Consider the following 22412-nt stretch of genomic DNA (forward strand, 5'->3'; position numbering starts at 1 on the left):
ACTAGTCCTCCTTGTGACCGTTGGTGCTCGGCATCGACTTCTGCACGAGCATGAGGAACTCGACGTTCGACTGAGTCTCCTTGAGCTTGCCGAGAACGATCTCGAGCGCCTGCTGCTGGTCGAGACCGGCAAGGGCGCGACGCAGCTTCCAGGTGACCTTGACCTCTTCGGCGCCGAGCAGCATCTCCTCGCGACGAGTACCAGAGGCGTTCACGTCGACGGCCGGGAAGATGCGCTTGTCGGCAAGGTGACGCGACAGGCGAAGCTCCATGTTGCCGGTGCCCTTGAACTCCTCGAAGATGACCTCGTCCATCTTGGAACCGGTCTCGACCAGGGCCGTGGCGATGATGGTGAGCGAACCACCCTCCTCGATGTTGCGAGCAGCACCGAAGAAGCGCTTGGGCGGGTAGAGCGCCGACGAGTCGACACCACCCGAGAGAACACGACCGGATGCGGGTGCCGAGAGGTTGTACGCACGACCGAGTCGAGTGATCGAGTCGAGGAGCACAACAACATCGTGGCCGAGTTCGACGAGACGCTTGGCACGCTCGATGGCGAGCTCGGCGACCGTGGTGTGGTCTTCGGCCGGACGGTCGAAGGTCGAGGCGATGACCTCACCCTTGACCGTGCGCTGCATGTCGGTGACCTCTTCGGGGCGCTCGTCGACGAGCACAACCATGAGGTGAACCTCGGGGTTGTTCTTGGAGATCGCGTTGGCGATGGCCTGCAGCACGAGCGTCTTGCCCGCCTTGGGCGGCGAGACGATGAGTCCGCGCTGACCCTTACCGATCGGCGACACGAGGTCAATGATGCGGGTCGAGAGCTTCTGCGGCTCCGTCTCCAGGCGCAGACGCTCCTGGGGGTAGAGCGGGGTGAGCTTGCCGAACTCGACGCGGTTCGCGGCTTCCTCGACGGCCTGGCCGTTGATCGAGTCGATCTTCACGATCGCGTTGTACTTCTGGCGGCCCTGGCCCTGCTCGCCCTCACGCGGCTGGCGGATGGCGCCGACCACGGCGTCTCCCTTGCGCAGGTTGTACTTCTTGACCTGGCCGAGCGAGACGTAGACATCGTTGTTGCCCGGGAGGTAACCGGTGGTGCGCACGAAGGCGTAGTTGTCGAGAACATCGAGGATGCCCGCGACGGGGATGAGGATGTCGTCTTCGGTGATCTCGGGCTCGAAGTCGTCGGCGAGGGCTCCCCCGCGTCCGCGCTTGCGGTCGCGGTACCGGTTACGGCCGGAGCGCTCCTGCTGCTCGGCATCCACCTCAGAGCGCTGCTGGCCCTGCTGGCGGTTGTTCTGGCGCTCGCCCTGCTGGCGATCGTTGTTGCGATCGTTCTGCTGGCGGTCGCCGTTGCGATCACCCTGCTGGCGGTCACCGTTGCGATCGTTCTGCTGACGGTCACCGTTGCGGTCGTTCTGCTGACGGTCACCGCGGTCGCCGCGATTGCGGTTGCGACCGCGGCCGCGACCCTGGGTGTTCTCACCCTCGGCGTCGTCGGAGTTGTCGCTCTCGGCGGGCGGTGTGTGCCCGGTGGGACCCTCGGGAAGTTCGATACCCAGGTCGGTGGTGACGAGCTTGGACGCGCGGCGAGGAGCGATCGCCTCGGCGGGAAGATCGACGATCGGGGCACCCGCGAGCACGGGCGCGGCGGCGATGACCTCGGTGTCAGCGCTCGTCACTCGGCGGGAGGTGCGCTTACGTGCGACCGGCTCGGCCGCGGTCTGCGACGGCGCAGTCTCGCCGGCGGGCTGCTGAGTGTCGGCGGGCTGCTCCGTCGTGGCAGGCTGCTCCGTGGCGGTGGGCTCGGTGCTCGCACCGGTGGACGGGGCGCCGTTCTCGGTGATGGCCTTCACGAGCTCGCCCTTACGCAGCTTGGAGGCGCCGCTGATGCCGAGCGAAGCGGCGAGAGTCTGAAGCTCTGCGAGTTTGAGGGTGCTCAGGTTGGACGTGTTGACGTCGGTCACGATGTGTGGGGTTCCTTTCCCCTGCGGGTATGTGATTCATCCCTGCGGGAGAGCTGATCGCTGCCCACCGCGAGCGAGTGCACGGGAATGGCGGGCGGAGCGAGGGTGATGGTGCGTAGTGAGGGAGTGTCGGCTAGGCCGGTTCTGCTACCTCGTGCGAAAACACTGTAGCACCTTTGAAGTCCACGGCGAGCATCAGGGCCTCCCAGGGGTTCGCCGACTGCTCCGAGACGAGCTCCGCCGCTCGCGCGCGCTGCGACGGATCACTTCCGAGAACGAGGATCGAGGGTCCTGCGCCCGAGACGACAGCCGCGAGACCCTGCGAACGCAACAGCCGGACGAGCTCGTTGGTCTCCGGCATGGCGCTGGCTCGGTAGTCCTGATGCAGTCGGTCCTCGGTGGCTTCAAGAAGCAATTCGGGGCTCTGGATGAGCGCAGCGATCAGCAGGGCGGACCGCGACAGGTTGAAGACGGCATCCGCATGCGGAACCGACTCGGGCTGCAGGCTCCGAGCCAGCGCCGTCGACATGGTCGCGGCCGGCACGAGCACAACGGGCGAGACACCGCGATGGACGATGAGTTTCTTGGCGCGCGGTCCGTCCGGGGTGACCCATGCAATGGTCAGGCCGCCGAAGATCGCGGGTGCGACGTTGTCGGGATGCCCTTCCAGCTCGGTCGCGAGCGTAAGCAGATCGTCGGAGTCGATGTCGACAACACCCTCGAGCAGCCCCTTGGCGGCCATCACACCGGCGACGATCGCCGCACCGGACGAACCCATGCCCCGCCCGTGAGGAATCGCGTTGTGCGCGACCAGGCGAATGCCGGGCATCGGGATCGAGTAGTGATCGAACGCGTGCTTGATCGAACGGATGACGAGATGCGAGTCATCCGTCGGAACCTCGCCCGCTCCGACGCCGTGCACCTCGATCTCGACCCCGGACTCGATTGCCGTGACATCGAGCTCGTCGTAGAGCGCGAGAGCGAGTCCGAGCGTGTCGAAACCGGGCCCGAGGTTGGCCGACGTGGCGGGCACACGAACGTGAACCGAACGACCGACGAGGCTCGTCATCAGCCGACGAGTCCCAGAACGGAGGCGACCTCTGCCGTGTCGACCGGCACGATGGTGGGTGTCACATCGTCACCGCTCGCGGTCTTGAGCGCCCACTGCGGATCCTTGAGACCGTGACCGGTGACCGTGAGCACAACCGTCGAATCCTTCGGGATGGCTCCGGCCTCGGCACGCTCGAGCAGTCCGGCGACACTGATCGCCGACGCCGGCTCAACGAAGATGCCGACCTCGGCCGACAGGATGCGGTGCGCCTCGAGGATCTTCTCGTCGCTGATGGCACCGAAGTAGCCGTCGCTGTTGTCACGGGCGGCAAGGGCCAGTTCCCAGCTCGCCGGGTTGCCGATACGGATGGCCGAGGCAATCGTGTCCGGATTCTTGACGATCTCGCCCGCGACGATGGGGGCGCTACCCGCGGCCTGGAAACCGAACATCCTCGGCATCTTCGTGGTGGCACCCACGGCGAGCTCCTCGGTGTAGCCACGGTGGTATGCCGTGTAGTTACCGGCGTTGCCGACGGGCACGATGTGGAAGTCCGGCGCGTCACCGAGAACCTCGACGACCTCGAAAGCAGCCGTCTTCTGTCCCTCGATGCGGTCGTTGTTGACCGAGTTGACGAGGTGGACTGGGTAGTTCTCGGCGAGTTCGCGAGCGATCTCGAGACAGTCGTCGAAGTTGCCCTGCAACTGAATGAGCTGACCGTTGTGGGCGATGGCCTGGCTGAGCTTGCCCATGGCGATCTTGCCCTCGGGAACGAGCACGGCTGCCGTGATGCCCGCGTGCGCCGCGTAGGCCGCGGCGGACGCCGACGTGTTACCGGTCGAGGCGCAGATGATGGCCTTCGCTCCATGCTCGACAGCCTTGGACACGGCCATCGTCATCCCGCGATCCTTGAACGACCCGGTGGGGTTCATTCCTTCGAACTTGACCCACACATTCGCGCCCGTTCGACGGTTCAGCGCCGCAGCGGGAATGAGCGGCGTGCCGCCCTCCCCGAGGGTCACGATGGGGGTCGCCTCAGAGATGTCGAGGCGGTCGGCATATTCGCGGAGAACTCCGCGCCACTGGTGGGCCACGTTCTGGTTATCCTTCAACTCGCAGGACGGATACGACGCTGGAGACGACAGGACTCGCCGCGAGCGACGTCACGGTCGCGGCCAGAGCTGACTCGGCCGCTTCGTGCGTAACAATGACAAGGGTAGCGGTGGGTCGCGAGCCCTCCTGACCGTCTGGCACGGTTTGCGACACCGCTTCAACGGAAACGTCGTGCTCACTGAAGAGCTGTGCGATGGTCGCGAGCACACCCGGCTCGTCTGCCACCTCGAGGATCACGTGGTACCGCGTGGTCGCGCTGGAGATGGGCAGAATCGGCAGGTTTGCGTGAGTCGACTCTGCGACTCCGGGGCCACCGGCGACGTGACGTCGCGCCGCGGAGACGACATCGCCGAGGACGGCCGATGCCGTGGGGACACCGCCGGCGCCGGCTCCGTAGAACATAAGGCTGCCCGCGGCCTCTGCCTCGACGAAGACCGCGTTGTTGGCTCCGTGCACCGCAGCGAGCGGGTGCGACAGCGGCACGAGCGCGGGATGCACGCGAGCAGACACACCCTCGACCCCGTCAGCGTCGATCCGCTCGCATACGGCCAGGAGCTTCACGACGTACCCGGCCTCGCGCGCGGAGAGGACCTCGTCGCGGGTGAGCGCGGTGATGCCCTCGCGGTGCACGGCATCCAGTGGAACTGTGGTGTGGAAGGCGAGGCTCGCAAGGATCGCGGCCTTCGCCGCGGCGTCGTAGCCCTCGATGTCCGCGGTGGGATCGGCCTCCGCGTACCCGAGCCTTGTCGCCTCGGCGAGCGCCTCCTCGAGGCTGTCCCCCTGGGTGTCCATGCGGTCGAGAATGTAGTTGGTCGTGCCATTGACAATGCCGAGGATCCGTTTGACCCGGTCGCCGGCGAGGCTGTCGCGAAGCGGTCGGATGATCGGAATCGCCCCACCGACGGCCGCCTCGTAGTACAGCTGGGCGCCAACCTGCTCTGCGGCCTCGAAGAGTTCGGGACCGTGGCTCGCGAGCACCGCCTTGTTCGCCGTGATGACGTCGGCACCCGACCCGAGCGCCCCGAGGATGAGGGTGCGGGCCGGCTCGATTCCGCCGATGAGCTCGACAACGATGTCGGCACCGAGGATGAGGGCATCCGCGTCGGTCGTGATCAACTCACGTGGGATGTCAGTGTCGCGCGCCGCATCCGGGTTGCGTACGGCCACTCCGACGAGCTCGAGTCCGGCTCCCGCGCGTGCGGCGAGCTCCTCGCGGTGCTCCAGCAGAAGACTTGCGACTTGGGACCCAACGGATCCACCGCCCAGGACGGCTACTCGGAGGTTTCGGTATTCGATCATTCTCGCTCCAGGTTCGGTGCGGGCGCGGCGGCGATGCCGGCATCCCGCGAGAGAAGGTCGGACTCGGTTTCGCCGCGGACGATCACTCGCGCGCGACCATCGCGCACGGCCACGACGGGTGGCCGCGCGAGGTAGTTGTAGTTGCTGGCCATCGCCCACCCGTAGGCGCCTGTTGCCGGAACCGCGAGCAGGTCATCGGGTGCCACATCCGCCGGAAGGTACTCGGCGTGCACAACGATGTCGCCCGACTCGCAATGTTTACCGGCGACCCGCACGAGGGCTGGCTCAGCGCTGGAGAAGCGACTCGCGATGCGGGCTGAGTAGTCTGCGCCGTAGAGGGAGGGGCGGATGTTGTCGCTCATCCCACCGTCGACGGAAACGTACTTGCGCACCGCGCTCGACTGCTCCGCCTGCTCGGGCTGGCCGGGAACCGTGACCTCGACGTCCTTGATCGTGCCGACGCGGTACAGCGTCGTGGTCGAGGGGCCGATGACGGACCGCCCCGGTTCGATGGCGACGATCGGCACGGGGACCCCGAACGATGCGGCGCCCTCCGCCACGATGTCGGCGAAACGCTTCGCGATCTCCTCGACGTCGAGAGGCTCATCGACCGAGGTGTAGGCGATACCGAAACCGCCGCCCAGGTTGAGTTCTGGAACGGGACCACCCTCGAGGAGTCGAGCGTGCAGGTCGAACAGGCGGTGGGCGGCCTCGGCGAAGCCATCGGACTCGAAGATCTGCGAGCCGATGTGCGAGTGGAGCCCGAGGAACTCGAGTTCGGGGTGCGTACGGATCTGCGCCACAACGGCGGGGGCATCCGCGAGCGGGATGCCGAACTTCTGGTCCTCACGGGCGGTCGCGAGGTATTCGTGGGTCGAGGCGTGGACTCCGCTGTTGATGCGAAGGCGGACGCGCTGGACGACTCCGCGCCGGGCAGCGGCCTGCGCTACACGCTCGATTTCGACGACACTGTCGATGACGATCGCACCGACACCCACCTCGACGGCACGGTCGATCTCGGCGAGGCTCTTGTTGTTGCCGTGCAGGCCGAGCCTGGCAGCGTCGACGCCCGCAGCGAGAGCCACCGCGAGCTCCCCGCCACTCGCGACATCGATGTTGAGGCCCTCCTCGGTCACCCACCGAGCGACCTCGGTCGACAGGAACGCCTTACCCGCGTAGTAGACCTTCGCGGAGCTTCCGACCCGAGCGAACTCGCGGTCGAAGGACGTGCGGATGCGCGAGGCACGGGTGCGGGCATCCGCCTCGTCCACGACGTACAGGGGTGTACCGAACTCGGCCGCGAGGTCGGATGCCCGTACCCCGGCGATCACGAGTTCACCGCTGGAGTCACGCGAAGCACCCATCGACCACACGTTCTCGGGAAGCGCGTTGGCGTCCGCGGGCACACGCAGCCACGACGGCGCGAGCGGATTGCTGGACACGATGACCTCACGAGGCGGTTCGAACGGGTGAGGCGAGCGGACCCGGATTGGTCCCTGAAGCCGCAACCAGTGTACCGGGGCGTCGCGACCCGTGACGGCGCTAAGGGCAGGTGCCCGTCTGTAGCAGCGCCGGATCCCCGAACGCGATACCGTCACCCTCGATCGTCGCCACGAGATCGCTTCCCTCGACGGCCACATCGGTCACCGAGAACGCTGCGGGCAGCGAGTCGGCGATACAGAAGGTCTGCGAATTCAGGAGACTGCCCGCCAGACTCGAGACGAGGGGGTTGGACCGCAAGTCATCAACTGAGATCGCCTGACCCTCGAGGGTGATCGTCTCCGGGGAGAACGCGATGCCGCCGTCGGCCGCCGACGGCGCCAAGCCGATGGAGACCGGGAGTTGCACCAGCACGAGGTCGAGCGTTGTAGTGACGGTGATCAACCCTCCCCCGAGTTCAATCGACTCGAGGTCGATGCCGCTGAGGTAGGACGAGAGTGTCTGAACGCCCGACTCGGGGATACGTACGTCGATGCGCAGGGCATCCGTCGGCTGTGTCTCGTCGAGCGGGATGCCGCGCGCACTCACCTCGGCAGAACCCGACACCCCTCCGACGACGAACTCGGGGATCGTCGCATCGATCTCCGTCATGCGGCCGGCGAGCGCCTGCAGGAGCACGGGGCCTCCCCCGACCCGCACGTCGATGGGCGTCGACGGGTCAACGGGCAAGGACTCGAGGATGCGGTCGCGCACGTAGTCCTGGGCATAGGCCCGCGCGAGCGATTCGCCGACGATCGCGGCCACCGCGAGGAGCACGACAACGACGAGCAGGCCGATGAGCACACCAACACCCCGTCGCTTGCGGCGTGGCGCCGGCACCACGATCGTGGGGCCGGGTTCACGCGCTGCGAGGGGCTCGGTCATGTCACATGCGTTCTGGGGCGGTTACGCCGAGCAGGCCGAGCGCGTTGGCGAGCACCTGGCCGACAGCGTCGTTGAGCCACAACCGCGTGCGGTGCACATCGGTGATTGGTTCGTCGCCCTGCGGGGTGACACGGCAGCTCGAATACCAGCTGTGATAGGCGCCGGCGAGCTCTTCGGCGTACCGGGCGACACGGTGCGGCTCCCGCAACTCCGCCGCCTGGCGCACGATACGCGGGAACTCGGCAAGAACACCGAGCAGAACACTCTCGGACTCGTGGCTCAGCAGACTCGCATCGAACGCCGAGCGGTCGACGCCGTACTCTGCCGCGTTCCGAGCGACCGAGTGGGTGCGCGCATGCGCATACTGAACGTAGAACACCGGATTGTCCGGGGTGTGCTTGCCCCAGAGCTCGAGATCGATGTCGACTTGGGAGTCGATGGATGACCGCACGAGCGCGTATCGCCCGGCATCCACTCCGACCGCTTCGACCAGATCCTCGAGCGTCACAACCGTGCCAGCGCGCTTCGACATCCGCATGGGTTCGCCGTCACGTACGAGGTTTACGAGCTGACCGATGAGGATCTCCAGGTTGACGTAGGGTTCGTCGCCGAAGGCCTTCGTCATCGCCATGAGTCGCTGCACGTAGCCGTGGTGGTCGGCACCGAGCATGATGAGGTTGCGCTCGAAACCGCGCTCGCGCTTGTTCAAGTAGTAGGCGAGATCACCAGAGATATAGCCGGCCTCGCCATCGGACTTGATGACAACACGGTCCTTATCGTCGCCGAAGTCGGTCGAGCGGAACCAAACCGCGCCGTCCTTCTCGTAGATCGTGCCGAGGTCGCGCAGACGCTGGATGGCCCGCTCCACCGCTCCGGAGTCGTGCAGTTCGTTCTCGTGGAAGTAGACGTCGAAGTCGACACCGAAATCGTGGAGGCTCGCCTTGATGTCGCCGAACATGAGCTCGACGCCGACCGCGCGGAAAACCTCCTGCTGTTCCTCGCGCGGAATGTGGAACAGGTCTCCGGGGTAGTCGGCGATCACGCGAGCAGCGATATCGGAGATGTACTGACCGCCGTACCCGTCCTCGGGCGTTGGCTCGCCGAGCCAGCTTGCGAGAAGGCTGCGGGCGAAACGGTCGATCTGGGCGCCGTGATCGTTGAAGTAGTACTCGCGCGTGACGTCGGCACCCTCGAACTCGAAGATACGCGCGAGGCTGTCACCGACGGCAGCCCAACGGACCCCGCCGATGTGAATCGGCCCAGTGGGGTTCGCGGAGACGAACTCGAGATTGATGGGGACTCCCGCGTAGAGGTCGCCGCGCCCGTAGTCCGCGCCCTCCTCCACGATGCGCTTGGCCAGCGCACCGGCGGCCGCCGCGTCGAGGGTGATGTTGAGAAAGCCGGGGCCCGCGACATCCGCCGACGCAACACCATCGATGGCGCGGGCGCCGGAAGCGATCTCCTCGGCGAGTTCCCGCGGGTTCACGCCGAGGGGCTTCGCCAACCGCATCGCGATGTTTGTTGCCCAATCACCGTGTTCCCGATTACGGGGCCGCTCGAGCGGAACGTCCGTGGGGGCCAGATCCGAACCGCGGTCCGCAACGACCTTCTGGACGACAACGAGAAGGGCGGAGGAGAGCTCGGCAGGATTCACGATCCCCAAGAGTACCGCCCAGCCACGGCATGTCGTCGGGCCTGGCGACGCGCGGCCAACCTGCCCCCCGCCACGGTGCGGGCGGGTGAGGATGAACGCATGTTCTCCGTGCGCGCAGCGATCGCTCTCCCCGTGCTGGCCATCACCGCGCTCACCCTGAGCGCCTGCGTTCCCACCCAAGAACCGAGCGACCGCCCGACGCCGAGCGCCTCCACGACGCGCACCCCCGGTGCCGCACCGTCGAGCACTCCCACTCCGACACCCACCCCGGACGGGCCGATTCCGTATTCGGTTTCGTGCGACGAGCTCCTCTCCCCCGACACGCTCTACGGTCTCGACCCCAACTTCTCGTCGCTCGGACCAGCCGAACCCGCGGCCGGATCTCTCGCCGCGACGGCTGTCGCCGACGGCGGAACCGCGTGCCGGTGGATCCACGAGACGAGCTCGGTCACCATCGACATCGCGGTCGCTGAACTGACACCGGATGCCGCGGCCAGCCGCCGGGCATCCGCCGACGCGTCCGGCACGGCCGTTGCCGACTTCGGCGACGCCGGGTACTTCGCGAGCGACAGCGGAGCGCAGGTCTTTCGCGGGCCCTACTGGATCACGGTGTCGTCGAGCATGTTCGCGTCGGCCGCGGATGCCGCACCGTTCGTCAACGCGGTGACCGCCGGCTACTGACGCTTCCCGTCAACCGAGCTGAACCGGCTGCTCACCATCGTCGTACGGGAGCTCATCGACCACGGCGAGCACCTCCATGGTGAGCAGCGTCAGGTCTGACCCGTGGTTGGTGAGGAAAGCGACATCCGCCGCGTCCCGGCCCGTCGAGATGCGGAGCATGCTCTGGCGGGGAGCCAGTCTCGTTGCATCCACGAGCCACCACTGACCGTCGATGTGGGCTTCAACGACGGCATGGAAGTCCATGGGTGAGAGGCCGGGGGCGTAGACGGCAACCATGCGCGCCGGGATGTCGAGCGCGCGCAGGAGGGCGATGACCAGGTGGGCGTAGTCCCGACATACTCCGCGGCGGTCGGCGAGGGTCTGGACGGCACCGTCGGTGGGTTCGCTCGAGCCGGAGACGTAGGTGAGGTGCGAACTGACCCAGTCGACGACGGAGGTCAGCAGCGCGTGTCCGGACAGTCCCGAAAAGGTTTGTCGCGCCATGGGTGTGAGGCTGTCCGATTCGCAGTAGCGGCTCGGCCGCAGGTACCGGATGAGATCGAGGCGATCCGTCGGCGCTGGTTCTGCTCGCCCCTCGACCTCCAGGCGGTAGTCGACGCTGAGTCGACCGGGTTCGGCGTCGGCGACGTGGAGCCGGCTTCCGTGAGTGTCGATGAGTTCATCCACGGCGAGCGCCGCCGTCGAGAACTCGAGATTCTCCGCGCGAATGGCCGCGCCCTGGGCTGCGGCAATGCCGAAAACCAGGTTGGTGGCGCCGCCGAGTTCAAGGTCGAGGTGTACTGCCACATTCCTGATCATGGGTCGATACTGTCACGGGGATCGCCCAGCACTCGGCGCTGGTACTGTGGAGTCACCCTGGCCCCCATAGCTCAGGGGATAGAGCGTCTGCCTCCGGAGCAGAAGGCCGCAGGTTCAAATCCTGCTGGGGGCACCAATGGGAGAGGCTCCGCCCAGAGGGTGGGGCCTCTTCCCATTTGTACCGTTAGCCGGACGCGAGGCTGTTCCTGGGGTCCCCCGCCGCGCCGGTTCCGGCGCACGGCGCAGCCGTGTGACGGCCGTGCCGGTGGGGAGTCAAATCCTGCTGGGGGCACCAATGGGGAGAGGCTCCGCCCATCGGGTGGGGCCTTTCACCTTTCGGAACACTCGCACCACCTACTTACGCGCCGCGAGCACCCTTCCCACGGTGATGAGGAGCACAAGGTCGAGCACTCCGACCGCAATGAGGGTGATGCCGAAGAAGATCGCGTAGGCGATGGTGACGCCGTCAGCGAAGAGGATGACGAGCACCCCGGCGAGGGCGATGAGGATGCCGATGACGATCGTCACCCCCGAACCGTTGCCGCGCGCCGTGTCGATGAGGGTTGCGACCCCCTCGAAGATCCACGAGACACCGATGAGGATGACGATGAAAACCGCGGTCTCGAACGGGTTGCGAATGACGATGACCCCCGCCGCGAGAATGACCGCACCAAGGATGAAGTTGGCGGCCTTCCCGCCTCCGTTGAGGTCTTTGTCGATGAAGCCCTGAACGATGCGGATGATGCCCAGAATGACGAAGTAGATACCGAGGATGACCGCCAGCACGTTCACCGTCGATTGGGGCCAGACGAGCACGAGGATGCCGAGGATGAGGGCCGCGGCGGCGCGCAACCCCCACACGATCCGTGTCTGACGGAAGAACCCGGTCAGTTCAGTTGTGCCTGCTTGTCGTGCCATGGCCAGCCCCAGCCTCTCGTCGCGGCCCGCGTCGATGCGGACCGATGCACCACACGTTAGCGCTCGCCGAGCATCCTGACGCCTCTGTCACACAACGTTTTCGCCGAGCTGTGCGTCTTATCGAGTGTGAGTACAACGGTGACGGCACGCGCCGGTACGGTGTCGGGAGCGACTGGGGTTCCGAGGAGGGGCGGCGTGACGACGGATGAGGCGAGCCCTCCCACGTGGGAGCAGGTTGTCACGCGTCTCGTGGCCGACCGTGGCGACGCCCTCACGAGGTACGCCTTTCTCATCTGCGGCGATCGGGACGAGGCATCCGATCTCGTCCAAGACGCGCTCGTCAAAACGTTCGGGCGGCTGCGCAACGGCTTCAGCATTGCCAGCGCCGAGGCCTACGTGAGACGCACCATTCTGAACAGCTACCTAGACGCGGGGCGGAGAGTTTCCCGCTGGCGTCGCATCGCTCACCTGGAGGCCACGCCGGAGCAGGACGACGCGCGCACGGGCGGTGTCGACTCGCACATCGACGTGCAGGCGGAGTTGCGCAAACTCGCGCCGCGCGAGCGCGCGTGCGTCGTGCTGAGGTACTACGAGGATCTCAAGGTCGATGACATCGCCGAATGGTTGGGCATCAGCCCCGGAGCCGTAAAGCGGTACCTGAGCGACGCGCTCGCCAAGCTGGCGGTCTCCATGTCGGATGAGGAGGTGACACGGGATGCGCGATGAGGATGATCTCCGCAAGCTCCTCGCGGGGGCGGAAGCACCCGGAGGGCTCGACGCGAACGCTGTGATCGCTCGTAGTCGGCGCCGCAGGCTGCCCCGCCAACTGGCCGCTGGCGGGATCGGTGTGCTCGCCCTTGCCGGAGTGGGCGTGGTGGCCGTCAACGCCTCACTCCTCGCGCCCGTCGGCTCGTCGGGTGGTGCTGATTCCGCCGTGATGAGCGAGGAGTCCGGCGACCTGGAGACGATGAAGCAGTTTGGTGCGATCGAGTCGCTCGCGTGCGGCGCAGCAGTGGACAGCGTTCCCGCGGCGGCGAGCGGGTTGGAGCTCACGAGCACGTTCCCGGCAGTGGCATCCGTCGACGACGGTACGGTGCCGGGCCGTGTCGCCGTCACGAACACGTCGACCGAATCCGTGTCCGGGGTGTTGACGACCGCACCGGTCGCGGCCCTTGCTCAGGCGGGCGTGATCGTCGCGGTCGGCTCACCCGAGTACACCGGTACGGATGTGGATCTCGCCGGCGGCGAGTCGATCGACCTCGCAGCATCCCTCGCCCTCACCGGATGCTCGAGCGAACCGCTCGCGCCCGGGAGCTACGACATCGTGGTCGCCGTCGATTTTGCGCCCGCGGGCGTCATCGCGGCGCCGACCGTCGCAATCACCTTGGAGTGACCGTCGACAGTGGTGGCGATTTCGCCCCGGCGGTAGGTTTCTAGCACGGTCGCGATTGTCTCGATCCCGTCGGTCGACCCCACACGAAAGGCACGATTCATGGCCAAGCAGTCCATCCTCGGTCGCATCACCCAGCTCCTCAAGGCAAACATCAATGCGCTCCTCGATCAGGCGGAGGACCCGCAGTTGCTCTTGGACCAGTTGGTGCGTGACTACACGAACTCGATCGCGGAAGCCGAGAGCGCCGTCGCTCAGACCATCGGCAACCTGCGTCTCATGGAGCAGGACCACGCGGAGGATGTCGCAGCCGCCGAGGATTGGGGCCGCAAGGCTCTCGCGGCGAGCGCCAAAGCCGACGAGCTGCGCGCGGCAGGCAACACCACCGACGCGGACAAGTTCGACAACCTCGCCAAGATCGCACTCGGCAAGCAGGTCTCGTCGGAGAACGAGGCGCGCAACGCGGAGCCGACTATCGCGTCGCAGACGGCCGTCGTCGAACAGCTCAAGAAGGGCCTCGACGGCATGCGGTCGAAGCTCAACGAGCTCACCTCCAAGCGGGACGAGCTCGTCGCTCGCGCCAAAACGGCCGAAGCCCAGAAGCAGGTGCACGAGGCGATCGGATCCATCGACCTACTCGACCCGACGAGCGAGATCAGCCGCTTCGAAGACAAAATTCGTCGCGAGGAAGCGAAGGTACTCGGCCACCAGGAGCTCGCGGCGTCCCGCCTCGACGCCCAGTTCGAGTCCCTCGAAGACCTGAGTGCGCAAGCCGAGATCGAGACCAGGCTCGCGCAGCTCAAAGCGGGAGGGAGCCCGAAGGCGGTCACGTCGGGCGAGTGAGTCGTGCCGTCGACCTTTCTCATCGTTCCCCAGTGGCAGGGCTCGGGATCGTCTCGGGCCATGCGGCTCGTCGATGGTGCCGAAACGATCTCCGGCGACCTGCCGTCGAGCACAACAGCGCGCGTCGAGGTACCGCTCGAGGCAGGTGACGCGCTCGGTTCGAGCGTTCTTCGATTGAGTTCCCTGACCACCGTCGCCGAGCGTGTTCGTGAACACGTGACTCGGGCGACCGACCCGGTCATCGTCATCGGCGGAGACTGCGGAATCGAAGCCGGGGCCATAGCGCCCGTCATCGCGCCGGATGTCGCGGTGGTCTGGTTCGACGCCCACCCCGACCTGAACACTCCAGAGTCGAGTCCTTCTGGCGCGTTCGGCGGCATGGTCCTGCGCACGCTCCTGGGTGACGGCCCCGCGAACCTGGTGCCCGCAGCGCCACTCTCACCCGAGCGCGTCATCCTCGCTGGAGCACGAGCATTCGACGCACACGAGGAGGAATACCTCGACCAGACCGCCATGGCCGTGCTCGGGCCAGAGCAGGTGACCGCCGCGCGACTCCTGGAGGCTGTCGAAGCGACGGGCGCGAGCCGCGTTTACGTGCACATCGACCTCGACGTTCTGGACCCGGCGGAGTTCGAGAGCCTCACCGCTCCGCAGCCGTTCGGGGTGCCGACGAGAGAGTTGGTGGCGGGCATCCGGGCACTCACGGAACGGTTCGAGCTCGCGGGGGCCGGTATCACCGCCTTCGCGCCGGCGAACGCTATGGATGCCGCGGACGACATGCCGACCGTGTTGCGTCTCATCGCTGCCCTGACATCGCGGCGCTCGACCTAGGCTGAGGCCATGTCTGACGAATACGACGTCATCGTGATCGGGGCCGGCGCCGTCGGCGAGAATGTGGCGGACCGGGCCGTGCAGGGCGGACTGACCGCCGTTCTCATTGAGAGCGAGCTGGTCGGCGGGGAGTGCTCGTACTGGGCGTGTATGCCGTCGAAGGCGCTCATCCGCAGCGGCTCGGCTCTCCGCGCGGCGCAGCGCCTCGAGGGTGCGCGGGAGGCAGTGACGGGGGCGCTCGATGCGAGCGCCGTGCTCCACCGTCGATCGCGGATCGTTCACGACTGGGACGATTCGAGCCAGGTCGAGTGGGTTGACGGGGCGGGCATCTCCCTCGTGCGCGGTCACGGCCGGATCGTCGGCGAGCGCACCGTCGAGGTCACGGATAGTTCGGGAACCACCACGACCCTGCGCGCGCGGCAGGCGGTGGTGGTGAGCACGGGCTCGGATCCGCTGCTTCCCGATATCCCAGGGCTTCTCGACGCCAACCCGTGGACCGCCCGAGACGCGACGAGCGCGAAGGTTGTTCCCCCGAGCCTCGCGATCATCGGCGGTGGCGTTGTCGCGGTGGAGATGGCGACGGCGTACGCGAGTTTTGGTACCACGGTGACCGTTTTCGCGCGCAGCGGTCTGCTCTCTCACGAAGAGGATTTCGCGGGAGAGATGGTGGCGGACGGTCTGCGCGAGCTCGGCGTCGACATCCGTTCGACCTCGCCGAGTCGTGTCGAGCGCACGGATGCCGGAGTCGTTCTGCACTCCGACGGCGATCCCGTCACCGCGTCTGAGGTGCTCGTGGCCACCGGTCGTGTGCCCCGCACGACGGACATCGGGCTCGAGTCTGTTGGCCTGAAGCCTGGCGAGTGGATCGAGGTGGATGACACGCTGCGGGTGCCCGGTATCGATTGGTTGTACGCAACCGGCGACGTCAACCATCGCGCTCTCCTCACCCATCAGGGCAAGTACCAGGCTCGCGCTGCCGGCGACGTCATCGCGGCGCGCGCGAAGGGTGCCGAGGTGGATGACGCACCGTGGGGTCGCCATGTCGCGACGGCCGATCATCTTGCCGTTCCCCAGGTGACGTTCTCCGACCCGGAGGTCGCCTCCGTCGGGCTGACCTCCACGCGAGCGGAGAAGGAGGGATTGCGCGTCCGCACCGTCGACTACGACCTCTCGTGGGTTGCCGGCGCCACGATTCAGGCCGATCACTACCGAGGCAAGGCCCGCATGGTCGTGGACGAGGATCGCAAGGTCATCGTGGGAGTGACGTTCGTAGGACAGGACGTCAGCGAACTCGTCCAGGCGGCGACGATGGCCATCGTCGGCGAAATCCCGCTCGATCGGCTGTGGCACGCCGTTCCCGCCTACCCGACCCTGAGCGAGATCTGGTTGCGGTTACTCGAGACCTACGGCCGCGATTCGTGAGGCAGGGGCTTCTCGTCCGGCTATCTCGTGTGCGCTGGCTCCGCGCAGTGCTGTTGAGTCGTGTTGTGGCATTGCCGGGGTACTGGTTCGCGACCGCCATGGGTTTCGTGTGGGGTGCCCTCCTCAGCGGATTCCGAATCTCGCGGCGTGGTGGTGTTGTTGTCGCTCGAGGGATGCCCGGCTGGGCGTTCGGGCGAGGTGGCACCACGATCGGCGCCGTCTACCTCACGTCGTCGACCCTGTCGGATTCTGTGCTCGAGCACGAAGCGGTGCACCGTGCCCAGTGGCGTAGGTATGGTCTCGCCTTCATCCCGCTCTATCTGATGGCGGGACAGGACCCCCTAAAAAATCGCTTCGAGATCGAGGCTGGACTCGCGAAGGCAGGATACCGATGACACGTGTGGCCGTCGTGACGGGTGCCAGCTCGGGTATTGGAGCGGTCGCCGCGAGACGCCTGTCAGAGAACGGTTTCGAGGTAGCCGTGGTGGGGAGGAACCCTGAACGAACCCTCGCGGTGGCATCCGACATCGGAGCGCGATCGTTTCTCGCGGACTTCGACGATCTGAGCTCGGTCAGGCGTTTGGCCTCCGAGCTACGCGACGCGTACCCGACGATTGACGTACTAGCCAACAACGCTGGCGGTCTCATTCACACGAGGGCTACCTCGACCGATGGGATCGAGCGAACGATCCAACTCAATCTGCTGGCGCCGTTCCTCCTCACGAACCTCCTCCTGCCGCAGCTCACCAAGGCCCGTGTCATCTCGACGGCGAGTATCGCCAATCGCTTCGGCAACCTGCGACTCGACGATCTGCAGTGGAGACGACGCCCGTGGTTCGGCGGTTGGCGAGCGTACGGCACAAGCAAGATCGCCACGATCGTCTTCGCGCGGGAACTCGCGGAACGCACGGGCATCGAGTCGTACTCTTTCCACCCCGGATACGTCGCGACGAGTTTTGCCGCGGAATCGCCGCTCATGCGCGCGGGCAACCGCATCACCCCAGGGCGGATCGCCATCACGGCCGAGGAGGGTGCAGTGCCCCTCGTCGAACTGGCGACCGCGGCATCCCTCGACGTCCCGAACGGAACCTACTTCGACAGGCTTCGACCGTTCGGGCGAGTCCACCGCTCAGGCAGAAAGCCGGGAGTCGGCTCTCGGTTGTGGCTCGAGGCGGAAAAGCTGACGGGGCTCAGTTCGAGCTGAGGAGTCGCGCCGGCCCCTGCGAGGCGATCCACGCGTAGACGGTGCTTTCGGTGAATGCGGAGATGGGAAGCATCTCGCTCAACCACGCGTCGACGGAGCGTGCCAGGTCCTGACCGCGATCGCGGCGAAGCCACGTGACCGTGAAACGTCCTGGTGCCTCGAGCACCTCGATCTCGGAGTCCGACGACACCTCGACAAAAACTTGGCCGCGTGCCGTGACAGGCAATTGCGACAAGATGGCGCGCAATTCGGGGAGCGCGCGCTCGTCACCTGCCAAGAGCAAGCGGTGGGCAGCTGCGGCGTCCCACGAGGCGGGAAGGGGGGAGGTCATATCCCTCTCAGTATAGGCATGCCTTACCTAAGACGTATAGACCCCATCACCACCCGGGAGGGTGACGATAATGCCAGCCGATACGTCGTTCGAGCTGCGCACCGAGTGCGAGCAGCACGTCCTCGCCACCCGGACGCCCGATGAGTTGAACACCCATGGGAAGTCCGTCGGCCGTGAGGGACACCGGCAGGACGATAGCGGGAAGGCCCGCCACGTTCACGAAACTCGTCCACGGTGTGTATTCGACCTGCTGGTCGAAGTTGCGCACCGGATCGACAGCGTCATACCAGCCAATCGGTCGCGGCGTGAGCGCCAGTGCGGGTGTGAGAACCGCATCGAAGGGCGCGAACTGACGGATGATTCGGCGCTCGTATCCCGACAGCCACGCGAGCGCCTCCGCGAGGTCTCGCGCGCTCAAGGCTCGACCGCGTTCGACGAGCCAGCGGGTCAGCGGCTCCAGCAACTCCAACCGCTCCCCCTCGACGGGGACTCCGGCCGCGGACGCCTGCCAGATGATCGAGAAGTGCTCCCCGTACGGCTCCGGCTCAAGGGAGAGCGACTCGAGGCCGTGCCCGATGGCCTCGAGGTGTGTCGTGGCGACGGTGAGGGCATCCGTCGCCTCGGGCGAGACATGAATGTCGCGACTGGTGTCCCACGGGGAACTCGTCATGACGGCGAGCTGGAAGCGCCCCTCCCCGCGAGTAGCCGCACCCAACCATGGCCCCTCATCCCACGTCGGCGGACCGACCGACCACGGCGACGGCCCGGCGATCGCGTCGAGGATGAGAGCTACGTCGGCGACACGTCGCCCCAGGGCCCCGTAGGTCACCAGGCCGGCAAGACTCGTAAAGCCCGACCCCGACGGCACACGCCCCCTCGATGGCTTGAGTCCAACGAGTCCGGTCGCGGCGGCAGGGATACGAATCGACCCCCCGCCGTCGGAGCCTGGGGCGACCGGGAGTAGACCTGCGGCCACCGCGGCCGCCGCTCCCCCACTGCTTCCGCCCGCTCCGAGGTGCGGGGCCCACGGGGTACGCGTCGGCGCGGACACCATCGATTCGGTGTGGGAAGCGAGACCGAACTCGGGGGTCGCGGTTTTACCGAGGCTCACCGAGCCCGCGTCATCGAGCACGGTGGTGATCTCGTCGGAGACCTCGGGCACGAAGTCTGCGAACGCTCGAGAGCCAAAGGTGGTCGGCACCCCAGCACGATTCCAGAGGTCCTTCTCCGCGAGGGGTAAGCCCCACAGTGCCGCCGCGCGGGGGGTGCGCTCAAGATCTCGCGCGTGGGCGATGGCATGTTCCGCCGTCACCGTCGTGAACGCTCCCAGGCCTGCGTCCTTCTCGGCGATGCGCGCGAGGTAGTGGCGCGTGAGTTCTTCGGGAGTGATGGTCCCCCGTCGAAGCGCATCGAGCTGCTCGATCGCGAAGAGGTCGTGCAGCTCGGACATTCTTCGAGCCTAGGACTTGACAGCATCCTTTCTACCTGGTTAGTTAGTCAGTGAAGTAACTAACCACATAACCGAGGAGGCGCGATGGACGACGGGAAACCGATCTTCACCCAGATCGCCGAGCAGCTCGAAAACGACATCATCGCTGGCACCTTCCCAGAAGAGACCCAGGTGCCATCGATCAACGAGTTCGCCGGGTTCTACCGCATCAACCCGGCCACAGCCCTGAAGGGGGTGAACGTCTTGGTAGACGCCGGCGTCCTCTACAAGAAGCGCGGAATCGGGATGTTCGTGGCCGAGGGTTCACGTTCGCGGCTCATCGCCGAGCGGCGAGCCCAGTTCTCGACCGACTACGTGCGGCCACTCGCTGTCGAAGCCCAGAAGCTCGGCATCTCCGTGGACGAACTGACCGACATGATTCGAAAGGAAACAGCACAATGACCGACCACGTGATCGAGGCCAACGGTCTCACGAGGAGGTTCGGGTCGCTCACCGCAGTTGACGGCGCCACCTTCACCATGGATGCCGGCAAGATCTACGGTCTTCTCGGCCGCAACGGCGCCGGCAAAACAACCCTCATGCAGCTCATGACGGGGCAGGACTTTGCGACCGATGGCACGGTTCGGGTGTTCGGTCAGTCGCCCGTCGAGAACGCGAGTGTTCTCCAGCGCACGTCGTTTATCAAAGAAAGCCAGCGCTACCCGGACGACTTCCGCGTCAAGCATGTCTTCCGAAGCGCACCGTGGTTCTTCGCGAACTGGGACGCCGAGTACGCCGAGCGGCTCATCGACGATTTCCGACTGCCCACCACCCAGCGTGTGAAGAAGCTCTCTCGGGGCCAGCTCTCCTCGATCGGTGTCATCGTCGGACTCGCGTCGCGCGCTCCCCTCACGTTCTTCGACGAGCCGTACCTCGGCCTCGATGCTGTCGCGCGGCAGATCTTCTACGACCGTCTGCTCGAGGACTATGCCGAGCATCCGCGCACGATCGTGCTCTCCACACACCTCATCGACGAGGTGGCCGATCTTCTCGAGCACGTGCTCGTCATCGACCAGGGGCGCATCATCATCGACCAGGCGGCGGAGGACCTGCGCGGCACCGCCACAGCCGTCGTCGGCACGTCGACCGCAGTCAACGCGTTCGTCGAGGGACGCGAGATTCTGCAACGCGACGGGATCGGCGGACTTGCCTCCGTAACCGTGGCCGGCCTCAGTGAAGCCGATCGCGCAGCCGCAACGGCGGCAGGTCTCGAACTGACCGCCGTGTCGCTGCAGCAACTCATCGTCAGAAGGACCACCACCGTGAATGAACTGGAGCAGAGCGCATGAGCACCATCACCGCACCCAGTGCCGTCGGCCCGCTCGGCCGCATCGTCAACGTCGTCAAGCTGAACACGGTCAACCCGTGGACGACGATCACCCTGCCGTGGATGATCCTTGGCTTCATCTTTCTGGCCAATCTCGTCATCTGGATGATCATTTTCGAGTCCGTCGGGCCCGAGAGTGTCGCGGACGTGGCGGAAGGGCTCCAGTATTCGGGGGCCACGACGTGGATCTTCGTCTACATGATGATTGTGGCGATCCAAGCCATTAACCTGACGTTCCCGCTCGCTCTCGGCTACGGCGTCACGCGACGTGACTTCTGGCTCGGCAGCGGATTGACCTTCATCGCACTGTCGGCCATGTACTCGATCGGACTCACAATCCTGTCGATCATCGAAGAAGCCACGGGCGGCTGGGGTCTCCACGGGCGTATGTTCACGGCCGTCTGGTTCGGCGAGACCTGGCCAGAACGCCTCTTCGTGTTTTTCACGCTCTTTATGGTCGCGTTCTTCTTCGGAGCCGCGATCGCCACCGTCTACGTACGCTGGAAGTCCAACGGAGTATCCGCGTTCTTCCTGGTCCTGTCGGTGCTGCTCATCGGGGCCGCCGCGCTCGTGACGTTCACGTCGAACTGGCCCGCGGTCGGACACTTTTTTGTCACCACTGGCACAACGGGAGTAATCGCGTGGACCTACGTGATCACCCTGGCCTCGGCGTTGTTCGGTTACCTCATCCTTCGACGGGCCACACCGAAGGGCTGAGGGGCACGCGAGACGGATGCCCGGCGTGAGCGATCGCGCCGGGCATCCGTTCTGTGCGAGAGGATCGAGGCATGGGCTACCTGTTCCTCGCACTGGCCATCGCCGGAGAAGTCATCGCGACTACCTTTCTGAAGTTCACCTCGGGTGATCGCGCCGTGTGGTGGGCTTACCCGATCGTCGGGGTCGGATACGTCTTCGCCTTCTGGATGCTCTCGCTCACGCTGAATCGAGGTGTTCCACTCGGCATCGCGTACGCCGTCTGGGCCGGGGTCGGTGTCGTTCTCGTCGCCATCATCAGCTGGCTTGCGTTCGGTGAGCTTCTGACGTGGCCGCAGGTAGCCGGAATTGCGCTCATTGTCGCCGGCGTCGCACTTCTCGAACTCGGCGGCAAACACGCCTGACCTGATGGCTACTTGAGGGATTTCTGCAGGAGCACGGTTCCGAGCCATCGGCCGAACTTGAATCCGACCTTGCCCATGTGGCCGATCTCTTTGAAACCGAAGTCTTTGTGAAGCGCGATGGATGCGTCGGCACCCTTGTCTGCGATCACCGCGATGATCTCCTTGATCCCCGCGGCTCGTGATCGATCGATCAGCTCGCGGAGGAGCACACGGCCGAGGCCCTTCCCCGTGGCGGCTGGCCCGAGGTAGATCGAGTTCTCGACGGTGTAGCGGTAGGCCGCCTTCTCCTTCCACGGGTACACGTAGGCGTACCCGAGGAGCTGACCTTTTGGATTCTCGGCCACGATGAAGGGCATCTTCTTTTCGGTGACCTTCGCGAACTTCTTACGCAGTTCACGCAAGGTCATTGCCGACTCATCGAAGGTGACCGTCGAGTTCATGACGTAGTGGTTGTAGATCTCGAGCACGTGCGGCAGGTCGCGCTCGGTGGCTTCTCGGACCGTGTACTCGAACGGCGTTTCGGGCACCGCACCCGGCCGCAAATGCGGGGGCAGCGTGCGTCGCGTGCTGTATTCCTCTTCGAGCACGGACTCTCCTCCCTCGGCCTGCTTCGAGC

The 22412-nt window shown here is 65.9% G+C and carries 24 protein-coding genes and 1 tRNA gene; 13 read left to right on the top strand and 12 right to left on the bottom strand.

Annotation, left to right across the window (positions count from 1 at the left end):
* Position 1: 1 nt before the first annotated feature.
* The 7 genes from rho to argS all read right to left on the bottom strand — a co-directional run bounded on the left by rho (position 2) and on the right by argS (position 9444).
* Positions 2–1966 carry a transcription termination factor Rho gene (rho, locus tag LH407_RS02370; RefSeq protein WP_322132893.1) on the bottom strand — a complete coding sequence of 655 codons (1965 nt, stop codon included), beginning with the start codon at positions 1964–1966 and terminating at the stop codon, positions 2–4.
* A gap of 133 nt (positions 1967–2099) precedes the next feature.
* A complete protein-coding gene (gene thrB / locus LH407_RS02375) occupies positions 2100–3035 on the bottom strand; it encodes a homoserine kinase (RefSeq protein WP_322132892.1) in 936 nt (311 codons plus the stop codon).
* Positions 3035–4108 (bottom strand): threonine synthase, encoded by a 1074-nt coding sequence (thrC, locus tag LH407_RS02380; protein ID WP_322132891.1) that lies wholly within the window; start codon positions 4106–4108, stop codon positions 3035–3037. Before thrC ends, thrB begins: the two co-directional genes overlap by 1 nt.
* Before the next feature lie 7 nt (positions 4109–4115).
* Entirely contained in the window at positions 4116–5426 is a 1311-nt protein-coding gene (locus LH407_RS02385; RefSeq protein ID WP_322132890.1) for a homoserine dehydrogenase, read from the bottom strand.
* Entirely contained in the window at positions 5423–6868 is a 1446-nt protein-coding gene (gene lysA, locus LH407_RS02390; protein ID WP_322132889.1) for a diaminopimelate decarboxylase, read from the bottom strand. The genes LH407_RS02385 and lysA overlap by 4 nt, the downstream gene beginning before the upstream one ends.
* A gap of 100 nt (positions 6869–6968) precedes the next feature.
* The gene (locus LH407_RS02395; RefSeq protein ID WP_322132888.1) at positions 6969–7790 is read right to left on the bottom strand and encodes an LmeA family phospholipid-binding protein; all 822 of its coding nucleotides are present in this window, start codon (positions 7788–7790) and stop codon (positions 6969–6971) included.
* Position 7791: 1 nt separating this feature from the next.
* Positions 7792–9444: an arginine--tRNA ligase gene (argS, locus tag LH407_RS02400; RefSeq protein ID WP_322132887.1), complete on the bottom strand. Its 1653-nt coding sequence runs from the start codon at positions 9442–9444 to the stop codon at positions 7792–7794.
* A gap of 99 nt (positions 9445–9543) precedes the next feature.
* On the opposite strand from argS, the gene LH407_RS02405 reads away from it, so the two are divergent.
* On the top strand, positions 9544–10125 hold the full coding sequence (locus LH407_RS02405; protein WP_322132886.1) for a hypothetical protein: 582 nt from the start codon (positions 9544–9546) through the stop codon (positions 10123–10125).
* A 9-nt stretch (positions 10126–10134) separates the two neighbouring features.
* Here the strand turns inward: LH407_RS02405 and LH407_RS02410 are convergent, their stop codons facing one another.
* A complete protein-coding gene (locus LH407_RS02410; RefSeq protein WP_322132885.1) occupies positions 10135–10923 on the bottom strand; it encodes a transglutaminase-like domain-containing protein in 789 nt (262 codons plus the stop codon).
* Between the two features lie 60 nt (positions 10924–10983).
* On the opposite strand from LH407_RS02410, the gene LH407_RS02415 reads away from it, so the two are divergent.
* Positions 10984–11059: transfer RNA gene (locus LH407_RS02415), tRNA-Arg, on the top strand.
* A gap of 218 nt (positions 11060–11277) precedes the next feature.
* Here LH407_RS02415 and LH407_RS02420 read toward each other — a convergent pair.
* Complete coding sequence (locus LH407_RS02420; RefSeq protein ID WP_322132884.1) at positions 11278–11841, bottom strand: HdeD family acid-resistance protein; 564 nt, start codon at positions 11839–11841, stop codon at positions 11278–11280.
* Positions 11842–12036: 195 nt separating this feature from the next.
* On the opposite strand from LH407_RS02420, the gene LH407_RS02425 reads away from it, so the two are divergent.
* The 7 genes from LH407_RS02425 to LH407_RS02455 all read left to right on the top strand — a co-directional run bounded on the left by LH407_RS02425 (position 12037) and on the right by LH407_RS02455 (position 17531).
* Positions 12037–12567: a sigma-70 family RNA polymerase sigma factor gene (locus tag LH407_RS02425; RefSeq protein ID WP_322132883.1), complete on the top strand. Its 531-nt coding sequence runs from the start codon at positions 12037–12039 to the stop codon at positions 12565–12567.
* Positions 12557–13234 (top strand): hypothetical protein, encoded by a 678-nt coding sequence (locus LH407_RS02430; protein WP_322132882.1) that lies wholly within the window; start codon positions 12557–12559, stop codon positions 13232–13234. The genes LH407_RS02425 and LH407_RS02430 overlap by 11 nt, the downstream gene beginning before the upstream one ends.
* A 99-nt stretch (positions 13235–13333) precedes the next feature.
* Entirely contained in the window at positions 13334–14074 is a 741-nt protein-coding gene (locus tag LH407_RS02435; RefSeq protein ID WP_322132881.1) for a PspA/IM30 family protein, read from the top strand.
* A gap of 3 nt (positions 14075–14077) precedes the next feature.
* Positions 14078–14905 (top strand): arginase family protein, encoded by an 828-nt coding sequence (locus LH407_RS02440; protein WP_322132880.1) that lies wholly within the window; start codon positions 14078–14080, stop codon positions 14903–14905.
* Between the two features lie 9 nt (positions 14906–14914).
* Complete coding sequence (locus LH407_RS02445) at positions 14915–16327, top strand: dihydrolipoyl dehydrogenase family protein (protein WP_322132879.1); 1413 nt, start codon at positions 14915–14917, stop codon at positions 16325–16327.
* Between the two features lie 65 nt (positions 16328–16392).
* Entirely contained in the window at positions 16393–16722 is a 330-nt protein-coding gene (locus tag LH407_RS02450; protein WP_322132878.1) for a Fe-S oxidoreductase, read from the top strand.
* Positions 16719–17531 carry an SDR family NAD(P)-dependent oxidoreductase gene (locus LH407_RS02455; protein WP_322132877.1) on the top strand — a complete coding sequence of 271 codons (813 nt, stop codon included), beginning with the start codon at positions 16719–16721 and terminating at the stop codon, positions 17529–17531. The genes LH407_RS02450 and LH407_RS02455 overlap by 4 nt, the downstream gene beginning before the upstream one ends.
* Here LH407_RS02455 and LH407_RS02460 read toward each other — a convergent pair.
* Together LH407_RS02460 and LH407_RS02465 are read right to left on the bottom strand one after the other, a co-directional pair.
* The gene (locus LH407_RS02460) at positions 17518–17862 is read right to left on the bottom strand and encodes an SIP domain-containing protein (protein WP_322132876.1); all 345 of its coding nucleotides are present in this window, start codon (positions 17860–17862) and stop codon (positions 17518–17520) included. The two genes, LH407_RS02455 and LH407_RS02460, sit on opposite strands and share 14 nt — an antisense overlap.
* A gap of 46 nt (positions 17863–17908) precedes the next feature.
* On the bottom strand, positions 17909–19312 hold the full coding sequence (locus LH407_RS02465; RefSeq protein WP_322132875.1) for an amidase: 1404 nt from the start codon (positions 19310–19312) through the stop codon (positions 17909–17911).
* An 84-nt stretch (positions 19313–19396) separates the two neighbouring features.
* Here LH407_RS02465 and LH407_RS02470 point away from each other — a divergent pair, with 84 nt between their 5' ends.
* The 4 genes from LH407_RS02470 to LH407_RS02485 all read left to right on the top strand — a co-directional run bounded on the left by LH407_RS02470 (position 19397) and on the right by LH407_RS02485 (position 21796).
* Positions 19397–19753, top strand: a complete 357-nt coding sequence (locus LH407_RS02470; protein ID WP_322132874.1) for a GntR family transcriptional regulator — start codon at positions 19397–19399, stop codon at positions 19751–19753.
* Complete coding sequence (locus LH407_RS02475; RefSeq protein ID WP_322132873.1) at positions 19750–20640, top strand: ABC transporter ATP-binding protein; 891 nt, start codon at positions 19750–19752, stop codon at positions 20638–20640. The genes LH407_RS02470 and LH407_RS02475 overlap by 4 nt, the downstream gene beginning before the upstream one ends.
* Complete coding sequence (locus tag LH407_RS02480; protein WP_322132872.1) at positions 20637–21395, top strand: ABC transporter permease; 759 nt, start codon at positions 20637–20639, stop codon at positions 21393–21395. Before LH407_RS02475 ends, LH407_RS02480 begins: the two co-directional genes overlap by 4 nt.
* A 71-nt stretch (positions 21396–21466) precedes the next feature.
* The gene (locus tag LH407_RS02485) at positions 21467–21796 is read left to right on the top strand and encodes a DMT family transporter (protein ID WP_322132871.1); all 330 of its coding nucleotides are present in this window, start codon (positions 21467–21469) and stop codon (positions 21794–21796) included.
* A gap of 8 nt (positions 21797–21804) precedes the next feature.
* On the opposite strand, the gene LH407_RS02490 is transcribed toward LH407_RS02485, so the two are convergent.
* Positions 21805–22383 carry a GNAT family N-acetyltransferase gene (locus tag LH407_RS02490; RefSeq protein ID WP_322132870.1) on the bottom strand — a complete coding sequence of 193 codons (579 nt, stop codon included), beginning with the start codon at positions 22381–22383 and terminating at the stop codon, positions 21805–21807.
* Positions 22384–22412: the final 29 nt, after the last annotated feature.

It is taken from the genome of Antiquaquibacter oligotrophicus (assembly GCF_020535405.1).
Classification (GTDB): Bacteria; Actinomycetota; Actinomycetes; order Actinomycetales; family Microbacteriaceae; genus Rhodoglobus; species Rhodoglobus oligotrophicus.

Excerpts from the sequence above, each read along its gene's own strand:
- thrB (WP_322132892.1), bottom strand. The coding sequence starts at position 3,035 with ATGACGAGCCTCGTCGGTCGTTCGGTTCACGTTCGTGTGCCCGCCACG.
- LH407_RS02385 (WP_322132890.1), bottom strand. The coding sequence starts at position 5,426 with ATGATCGAATACCGAAACCTCCGAGTAGCCGTCCTGGGCGGTGGATCC.
- LH407_RS02395 (WP_322132888.1), bottom strand. The coding sequence starts at position 7,790 with ATGACCGAGCCCCTCGCAGCGCGTGAACCCGGCCCCACGATCGTGGTG.
- LH407_RS02405 (WP_322132886.1), top strand. The coding sequence starts at position 9,544 with ATGTTCTCCGTGCGCGCAGCGATCGCTCTCCCCGTGCTGGCCATCACC.
- LH407_RS02410 (WP_322132885.1), bottom strand. The coding sequence starts at position 10,923 with ATGATCAGGAATGTGGCAGTACACCTCGACCTTGAACTCGGCGGCGCC.
- LH407_RS02420 (WP_322132884.1), bottom strand. The coding sequence starts at position 11,841 with ATGGCACGACAAGCAGGCACAACTGAACTGACCGGGTTCTTCCGTCAG.
- LH407_RS02430 (WP_322132882.1), top strand. The coding sequence starts at position 12,557 with ATGCGCGATGAGGATGATCTCCGCAAGCTCCTCGCGGGGGCGGAAGCA.
- LH407_RS02435 (WP_322132881.1), top strand. The coding sequence starts at position 13,334 with ATGGCCAAGCAGTCCATCCTCGGTCGCATCACCCAGCTCCTCAAGGCA.
- LH407_RS02445 (WP_322132879.1), top strand. The coding sequence starts at position 14,915 with ATGTCTGACGAATACGACGTCATCGTGATCGGGGCCGGCGCCGTCGGC.
- LH407_RS02455 (WP_322132877.1), top strand. The coding sequence starts at position 16,719 with ATGACACGTGTGGCCGTCGTGACGGGTGCCAGCTCGGGTATTGGAGCG.
- LH407_RS02460 (WP_322132876.1), bottom strand. The coding sequence starts at position 17,862 with ATGACCTCCCCCCTTCCCGCCTCGTGGGACGCCGCAGCTGCCCACCGC.
- LH407_RS02465 (WP_322132875.1), bottom strand. The coding sequence starts at position 19,312 with ATGTCCGAGCTGCACGACCTCTTCGCGATCGAGCAGCTCGATGCGCTT.
- LH407_RS02470 (WP_322132874.1), top strand. The coding sequence starts at position 19,397 with ATGGACGACGGGAAACCGATCTTCACCCAGATCGCCGAGCAGCTCGAA.
- LH407_RS02475 (WP_322132873.1), top strand. The coding sequence starts at position 19,750 with ATGACCGACCACGTGATCGAGGCCAACGGTCTCACGAGGAGGTTCGGG.
- LH407_RS02480 (WP_322132872.1), top strand. The coding sequence starts at position 20,637 with ATGAGCACCATCACCGCACCCAGTGCCGTCGGCCCGCTCGGCCGCATC.
- LH407_RS02485 (WP_322132871.1), top strand. The coding sequence starts at position 21,467 with ATGGGCTACCTGTTCCTCGCACTGGCCATCGCCGGAGAAGTCATCGCG.